This window comes from Pseudoalteromonas sp. SG41-1, assembly GCF_014164575.1.
Taxonomy (GTDB): domain Bacteria; phylum Pseudomonadota; class Gammaproteobacteria; order Enterobacterales; family Alteromonadaceae; genus Pseudoalteromonas; species Pseudoalteromonas rhizosphaerae.
Window position 1 is genome coordinate 26,994 of record NZ_JACJFL010000049.1, and the last position, 7,688, is coordinate 34,681.

7 protein-coding genes are annotated in these 7,688 nt (G+C 38.5%); 2 read left to right on the forward strand and 5 right to left on the reverse strand.

Going from position 1 to position 7,688, the window contains the following annotated elements; genetic code table 11:
• The first annotated feature begins 4 nt into the window (after window positions 1-4).
• Entirely contained in the window at window positions 5-886 is an 882-nt protein-coding gene (locus H5203_RS19170) for a universal stress protein (protein ID WP_145242155.1), read from the forward strand.
• 118 nt (window positions 887-1,004) lie between these two features.
• On the opposite strand, the gene H5203_RS19175 is transcribed toward H5203_RS19170, so the two are convergent.
• The gene (locus tag H5203_RS19175) at window positions 1,005-1,970 is read right to left on the reverse strand and encodes a diguanylate cyclase (protein WP_145242157.1); all 966 of its coding nucleotides are present in this window, start codon (window positions 1,968-1,970) and stop codon (window positions 1,005-1,007) included.
• Window positions 1,971-1,974: 4 nt separating this feature from the next.
• Entirely contained in the window at window positions 1,975-2,979 is a 1,005-nt protein-coding gene (locus H5203_RS19180; protein WP_145242159.1) for a response regulator, read from the reverse strand.
• Window positions 2,980-3,152: 173 nt separating this feature from the next.
• Between H5203_RS19180 and tpx the strand changes: the two genes are divergently transcribed.
• Complete coding sequence (tpx, locus tag H5203_RS19185) at window positions 3,153-3,734, forward strand: thiol peroxidase (protein ID WP_145242161.1); 582 nt, start codon at window positions 3,153-3,155, stop codon at window positions 3,732-3,734.
• A gap of 70 nt (window positions 3,735-3,804) precedes the next feature.
• On the opposite strand, the gene adk is transcribed toward tpx, so the two are convergent.
• The 3 genes from adk to H5203_RS19200 all read right to left on the reverse strand — a co-directional run bounded on the left by adk (window position 3,805) and on the right by H5203_RS19200 (window position 7,392).
• Complete coding sequence (gene adk, locus H5203_RS19190) at window positions 3,805-4,449, reverse strand: adenylate kinase (protein ID WP_064665952.1); 645 nt, start codon at window positions 4,447-4,449, stop codon at window positions 3,805-3,807.
• A 180-nt stretch (window positions 4,450-4,629) separates the two neighbouring features.
• On the reverse strand, window positions 4,630-6,543 hold the full coding sequence (htpG, locus tag H5203_RS19195) for a molecular chaperone HtpG (RefSeq protein ID WP_182731943.1): 1,914 nt from the start codon (window positions 6,541-6,543) through the stop codon (window positions 4,630-4,632).
• A gap of 135 nt (window positions 6,544-6,678) precedes the next feature.
• Window positions 6,679-7,392 carry an RluA family pseudouridine synthase gene (locus tag H5203_RS19200; RefSeq protein ID WP_145242687.1) on the reverse strand — a complete coding sequence of 238 codons (714 nt, stop codon included), beginning with the start codon at window positions 7,390-7,392 and terminating at the stop codon, window positions 6,679-6,681.
• Between the last annotated feature and the right edge of the window lie 296 nt (window positions 7,393-7,688).

A 7,688-nucleotide genomic window follows, 5' to 3' on the forward strand; every position in this document is an offset into this window, starting at 1 on the left:
TAGAATGGATAAAAAGCTTCTCGTACTAATTGATTCAGTAGAATTTGCACGTACTGCTATTTTGCACGCGAAACACAAAGCAATTGGTAAGCAAAAACATATTGATATTGTCGCCTTTGCCTATGAAAGTGCTGGTAATATTTTGTTCTCGCCGCCAGCTGAACAATTGCAAGTAATTCAAGAAACAAGGTTGGCTACTCTCAAAAAAGAATTAGTACCACTACTTGAAAGCGAATTGTCAGAATCAGATTATTCATTAAATATTATTTGGCATGAGGCACCTGAGCAATGGTTAGCCAATGAGAGTGACTTTGAAAATTATGAGATGGTGATAAAAACGCGGCATATTGACGAGCATTGTCAATTTAGTGAACTTGACTGGCAGTTGATCCGCTTTACCCCACTACCACTTTATTTAGCTGCGGATAATACCTGGCGCAATAACACCAATGTGTTAGCTGCGCTTGATTTAGGTAGCGAAAAAGCCACTAAATATAAACTAAACAAAGATATAATTGAAACTGGTTTAGCTTATTCTAAGCATTATGACTGTCAGTTTTATACTTGTTATACCGTTCATGTATCCCCAATTTTAAGAGACTTAGGCATTGTATTTTCAGACGAACAAGTACTGAATGCTTTTGACAAACTACCTGTCATTCAACGTAATTTAATTATTGAGCACGATATAAAAAATAACCTTCATATAAAAGCGGGCCTAGCCGAGCAAGTGATCCCAAGTATTGCAGCTAAGCTTAGTGCCGGTCTCGTGATCATGGGCTCAGTAGGCAACATAGGTATAAAAGGTAAGTTAATTGGCAATACCGCTGAAAAAGTTATGCGGTTACTAAAAACAGACTTGCTTATTTTGCCACCTGAATGCTAGATACCTGCTGGCGATAGCATAAAAAATGACGCATTTTGCGTCATTTTTTATGCCTATTCAAAGCAACTTAATTTAAACTTTTGCTATTGTGTCGCGAGGGTATTTATACTCATCAAGGTTAACTCAAATCTTTATATGCAGTAATACAATTTCTGCCATTTTCTTTTGAAAAGTAAAGTGCCTTATCAGCCGCTTCAATCCATTTTTCATAACGTTCGAATTCATCTTGAAAACAGGCAAAACCAACACTAACAGTCACTTTAATTTGCTTTTCGTCAAAGTAAATGGATGAGTTTTCAATTAAACTACGCAAACGCTCAGCAAATATCTCAGCACCTTTGTGATCCGTGTCTAATAACGTTACTGCAAATTCTTCGCCGCCATAACGACCTGCGATGTCTGTTTCACGTAATGTTTTACGCAGTAAATCAGCAATGTTACGCAGTGCTTCATCGCCACAACGGTGCCCATGTTCATCATTTACTTTTTTAAAGTGATCGATATCAAACATCAATAAAGTACTTGTGCCACCACTGCGTTTGATCCTAAGAAATTCTTTTCGTAGGGTATCTTCCCAATGACCTCGATTAGTCAATTTTGTTAGTGCGTCCGTTTGACTCACTTGTTCAAGTTCACGATTTACTTCTTCAAGTTCTTTTTTATTCACTGCCATATCAGTTACATCATAAAGAATGATACAAATATGGCCAACTTCTCCCATCGTATTTGATAGAGGAATAAACGTAGCGTTTTGAAACATATGGTCTGCTTTACCCGTGATTGGACGGTAATTTTTAAAGCGGAAAATATATGGCTGCTGTTCCCAAATAGTGAATGAACGGTTTTTCAAAATAAACACTGATTCTGACTTACTACGAAACCACTTTTCATCAATTGATGGAAATAAATCAAACAAGTCTTTATCTTTTACAGCGCTGGGTAACATACCTGAATGGTTTTCCATAAAACCATTCCAAATACACACTTTATAGTCCCTATCTAACACCACTAAACCAACATCTACGGTATTAAACATATCCATTAACCAATGGATTTCATTCATATTAAAATCAGCAGCAGGCATAATGTTAGTCTTCTAATAGGTAAGCAACTTTGTATTTCAAAGTTTTTAGTGAGTCTTCGGTAAATAATAGCATCAAGTCACAGTTAATATTGTGGTTCTCAATACCATAGCTAATTTCTATTGCCAGAGTACGTTGCCAGCGTGATTTGTTTGCTTTAACTAAATCAGATACATCACAATGTTGGCCTAACACCACCGGATGTCCTTGGCTAAAAGTCATATCTAATTGGCGAGATAATCCCGTTAAGATTGCACCAATCAGGATATTACTAATATCCATTAATAACTCCAGCTCAATTTTGTTAGTGAGCTCCCCTTCATAATTCATCAAGGACGCAATTTCTTTAAAGCTAGAATCATTTAGAAGTAACAATGCCTCACCGGATACACCACCACCAATAAAACCTTGGCACACGCCTGACGTTGTTGCATTGGCATCAATTGATCGCAGTGCCATATCAAGTTCATTAACTTCGAGAATATTGACATTAGGAATAGGCAATTCAACAAATACATTTAATAGCCGTGCTAATAAGTCTCCAGCCTGCCCCATTGCCACGTTAGTCAGCTCTTGGTATATGTCTCTGACATCTGGGTCAACTTGCTCACCTAAGCGGTGTGAGAGCCGCTCACGCATTGCTTTATCTTTAATTCCATGGTGTTCGATAATATCGGCAAGCTTTTGGGCATCACATGGTTTTTGGATAAAGTCTATCGCGCCAAGTTCGATTACCCGTTGATGCGCATTGGGCTGAATATCGCCAGAGACAACAACGGTTAATATATCCAAGTTTTGCTCTTGAATCGCTTGCAGTACTTCGTAGCCATCCATTTGCGGCATATTTAAATCGAGAAATAAGATTTCCGGGTTTAACGCTTTAATTTGCTTAATACAATGCACGCCATCTTCAGCAAACTCAACTTTAATATCCCAATCATCGGGCAACGAACGAGCTAACTGACGGCGCGCAAGCTTAGAATCATCACAAATTAGTACCGATGTTGACATAGTCTCTCTCTGATTGCTTTTATTTTTATTAGTAAAAATGTAAACATTTATTACTGCTTTATGTTAATCAATGTAACCATACATTACAATTTTAAATTGCATTAAACTCTTGGTGTCCATGGATGATTATAATACACTCAGCCTAATTGCGTTAACTCTAAAGGAAATACCTTATGCTCCGATCACTCACTTTTGCTTTAAGTGCCTTTTGTTCAATGGCTTTTGCCGCCGATATGACCGAAAACACGCTTGATGCGGGAAAAGTATCAGCACAATCTAAGCCAATCACTTTATTAGGACAAGGTGTAAAACTAGGCGATAAAGCACCAGACTTTAAAGTGGTTGATGGCTCATTCACGCCAATTACTTTAGCCGATTACCAAGGTAAAGCCGTTTTAATAAGCGTTGTTCCAAGTCTGGATACTGGTGTTTGTAGCATTCAAACCAAGCATTTTAACGAAAAGGTTGCATCGCAATTTCCAAATATAGCCATGCTCACCATTAGTGCTGATTTACCGTTTGCACAAAAACGTTTTTGCAAAGCCGAGAACATAGATAAAATTACTGCTTTATCTGATTCAGTATGGCGTGACTTTGGTCAAAACTATGGTCTGATCATTAAAGATATGGGTCTGCTTACACGAGCCGTATTTGTATTAGATGCAAGTCATAAAGTTGTTTACAAGCAGTTAGTAGCTGATTTATCAACAGAGCCAAAGTATGACCCAGTTATAAGTGCTTTAAACGCATTGTAATTTATTGCGCTAGAGTACATTACAATGATAAAAAAACCGCCAATCGGCGGTTTTTTTATTGATTGAATTATCAACCCAATAATTCAGCAAGTTGCTGATTAACAGCTTCAACAGCTTGGGTACCATCTAGTTTATGATATTGCGTATTGCCCGCTTGCGCTTCCGCTTGGTAATAATCAACCAATGGCATTGTTTGCTCATGGTAAATACCTAAACGTTTACGTACTGTTTCTTCTGTGTCATCAGCACGGATGATCAGATCTTCACCTGTAACGTCGTCTTTACCTTCCACTTTTGGCGGATTGTAAACTACGTGATAAACACGGCCGGAACCAGGATGAACGCGACGTCCACCCATTCGGTCAACAATAATTTCATCAGCCACATCAAACTCAATAACGTGATCAACAACTACGCCATTTTCTTTCATTGCATCAGCTTGTGGGATGGTACGTGGGAAACCGTCTAGTAAAAAACCTTTTTCACAATCAGCTTTAGTAATACGCTCTTTAACAAGACCTATGATGATGTCATCAGAAATTAACTGACCTGCATCCATTACTTTTTTCGCTTCAAGACCCAGTGGTGTGCCTTCTTTAATTGCAGCACGTAACATATCACCAGTTGAAATTTGTGGAATACCGTACTTATCCATCAAAAACTGAGCTTGAGTGCCTTTACCTGCACCCGGCGCGCCCAAAAGAATAATGCGCATATCATTGTCCTCGTTTGATACTGATTTTACAAAAAGCATATCAGTATGATTTATTATAAAGCTTGAATTCTTCCATAAGCGCCGCAGATACTCAAGCAACTTATACCAATTGACTACGTTGAGATCATAAAAAAAGGGAACCGAAGTTCCCTTTTTATTAAAATGTTAGTTTTTGAGCAATTACTTACTCAAATCTAACATTAATTTATTTAAGCGAGTCACAAAACCTGCTGGATCTTTTAATGTACCGCGCTCTGCAAGCAAGGCTTGATCAAGCAGTACATGTGACCACTGTGCAAATTTGTCTTCGTCTTGTTCAACATTTAAATGCTTAACAAGTTGATGCTCAGGGTTAAGCTCAAAAATTGGTTTTGCTTCTGGAGCAGCTTGACCTACTGATTCCATTAGCTTTTGCATTTGTGAGCTCATGTCGTTGTCATCAGCGACCACACAGGCTGGTGAGTCAGTTAAACGATGCGTAAAGCGTACATCTTTAACATTATCGCCAAGTGCTGTTTTGATGCGCTCAACTAAGCCTGCAACTTCTTTTTCAGACTCTTCTTGCGCTTTTTTGGTCTCTTCATCATCTAAGCTACCTAAGTCTAGGTCACCACGGGTAATTGACTTAAATGGTTTTTCAGCAAACTCGGTTAAGTGGCTCATCATCCACTCATCAACACGGTCACTCATCAACAGTACTTCGATACCTTTCTTACGGAAGATCTCTAGGTGTGGAGAGCTTTTCGCCGCAGTGAATGAATCTGCAACAACGTAGTAAATCGCATCTTGGCCTTCATTCATACGCTCAACGTATTGCTCTAATGAAACGTTTTGTGCTTCTTCATCAGTGTGTGTTGATGAGAAACGCAGTAACTTAGCAATCGCTTCTTTATTCGCTGCATCTTCTGCTGGACCTTCTTTGATCACTTGACCAAATTCATTCCAAAATACTTGGTAATCGTCGGCTTTATTTTTCGCCATACGCTCGAGCAATTTTAAAGTACGTGACGTACAGCCCTTACGGATTGCTTGCGTAACTTTGTTATCTTGTAAGATTTCACGAGATACGTTTAGTGGTAAATCGTTTGAATCAAGTAAACCTTTCACAAAACGTAAGTAGCTAGGCATAAATTGCTCAGCATCATCCATTACAAATACACGTTGTACATACAGCTTTAAGCCACTTTGACGGTCACGATTCCATAAATCAAATGGTGCTTTTTTAGGAATATACAGTAAGCTTGTGTATTCAGTTTTACCTTCAACTTTGTTGTGAGCCCAGCTCAGTGGATCTTCCCAATCATGGCTTACATGCTTATAAAATTCTTTATATTCTTCATCAGATAGCTCTGATTTATCACGCGTCCACATTGCTGTGGCGCGGTTAATACTTTCCCACTCACCAGGTACGGCTGGAATTTTCTCGCCATCTTCACCTTCTGACTCAGGCACTTCGGCTTTGTACATTTGTACTGGTGTTGAAATATGATCCGAGTACTTAGTTACAATACTACGTAGGCGCCATTCATCAGCAAACTCTTTTTCATCTTCACGAAGATGTAAAGTAATTTCAGTACCACGGCCTGCTTTTTCAATTTCTTCTAGCGTGTATTCGCCCTCACCTTGTGATTGCCATTCAACGCCTTTTTCTTCACCGGCTTTGCGAGTACGAACAGTCACTAAGTCTGCAACTATAAATGCAGAGTAAAAACCAACACCGAACTGACCAATTAGTTGCGAATCTTTGCTTTGGTCGCCAGTTAAGTTTTTGAAAAACTCAGCAGTGCCTGATTTAGCAATAGTCCCTAACGAGCTGATCACTTCATCACGAGTCATACCAATACCGTTATCAGAAATAGTTACGGTATTTTTTTCTTTATCGGCACTGATACGTACACGTAAGTCTGCGTCACCTTGGTATAGTTCACCATTTGAAAGTGCTAAAAAGCGTAATTTATCAGCTGCGTCTGAGGCATTTGACACAAGCTCACGTAAGAAAATTTCTTTATTAGAATAAAGTGAGTGAATCATTAAGTTTAATAGTTGTTTAACTTCTGTTTGAAAGCCTAATGTTTCTTTTTGTGCTGCAGTCATTTATATATCTCCAATTTGCAAAGTGTCTGCGTTATGCACTTAATATGGGGCGCGGTTTGTTAACTTCAAGTCAAAAGAGCAAAAAAGTAAGCCATAGCAAGATAAACACGGAAGTTAAGTTGTTTTTTCTTACAATCAAAATGGCTGTGGGCAATGTAGGTGCGTTTGCTTGGAGCTTCGAGGGTGTACAAAAAACAGATCGCTGGCATGTAATTGTAAGCGCTCAGCCAGTTGTTGGCTATGTTGGTTTTTATACAGATCACAGCCAATAATTGGGTGCCCAATGCTGTGACTGTGTATACGTAATTGATGTGTACGCCCCGTCACAGGGGTAAATTGCACTAAAGTACGCGGCGGTGATGTTAAGCGCTGTAATACTAAATAGTCACTGACGGCAGACTTACCCGTCACATTACAAATTTTAACTAATGGAAAGAGTAACTTATCTTTGACTATTGCAGCGTTTATTTGACCTACGTCATTTAATAACCAGCCATCCAACATGGCTATATAGTGTTTTTTTATTGTCCCTGATTGAAACTGCTTATTAAGGAGCTTAGTTGATTCAGGGTTAAGGCCTACAATCATAATACCTGAAGTACCATAGTCTAATCGATGCGGCAATTTAGCTGTCGGAAATGCGGCAGTCAGACCTGGCTGCCCATTCACTAAACGATAATGCACAGAATCCCAATTGGCCGGATTTTTACCAGATAAACTCAGTAAGCCACTGGGTTTATTGATCAATAAAATATCATCGTCTTTATATAAAATTTCCACATGCTCATGACAAACCGATGCAATAAAGTCATCGACAATAGAATGCTGTGGCAAATTTATATTAGACATTATTTCTCTCATTATTGATTTTATAAAAACGTTGCGACATTAGTATCTTGAAACTAGTTAAATTTCTATCATACACAAAAAAGTCGGTATGCTGCGCTGTAGTTTGGCTTTTAACTATAAAGGGCACTAGTTTTCAAGATTAGAAAATGGCAGTGAACGCATGTCGAAGGTTAATACCAATCGTGTTAAGTTACTGACCATTTATAGCGACAGATAAATACAGTGATAACAAGGCGTAAATTTTGACATGTAGTTGTTCTACTTGAAAAAATTATAACGCAGTTAGCGCTTTATTT

Bases quoted from the DNA above. Each gene is read 5' to 3' on its own strand.
- H5203_RS19170 (WP_145242155.1), top strand. From the start codon at position 5: ATGGATAAAAAGCTTCTCGTACTAATTGATTCAGTAGAATTTGCACGT.
- H5203_RS19175 (WP_145242157.1), bottom strand. From the start codon at position 1,970: ATGCCTGCTGCTGATTTTAATATGAATGAAATCCATTGGTTAATGGAT.
- H5203_RS19180 (WP_145242159.1), bottom strand. From the start codon at position 2,979: ATGTCAACATCGGTACTAATTTGTGATGATTCTAAGCTTGCGCGCCGT.
- tpx (WP_145242161.1), top strand. From the start codon at position 3,153: ATGCTCCGATCACTCACTTTTGCTTTAAGTGCCTTTTGTTCAATGGCT.
- adk (WP_064665952.1), bottom strand. From the start codon at position 4,449: ATGCGCATTATTCTTTTGGGCGCGCCGGGTGCAGGTAAAGGCACTCAA.
- htpG (WP_182731943.1), bottom strand. From the start codon at position 6,543: ATGACTGCAGCACAAAAAGAAACATTAGGCTTTCAAACAGAAGTTAAA.
- H5203_RS19200 (WP_145242687.1), bottom strand. From the start codon at position 7,392: ATGTCTAATATAAATTTGCCACAGCATTCTATTGTCGATGACTTTATT.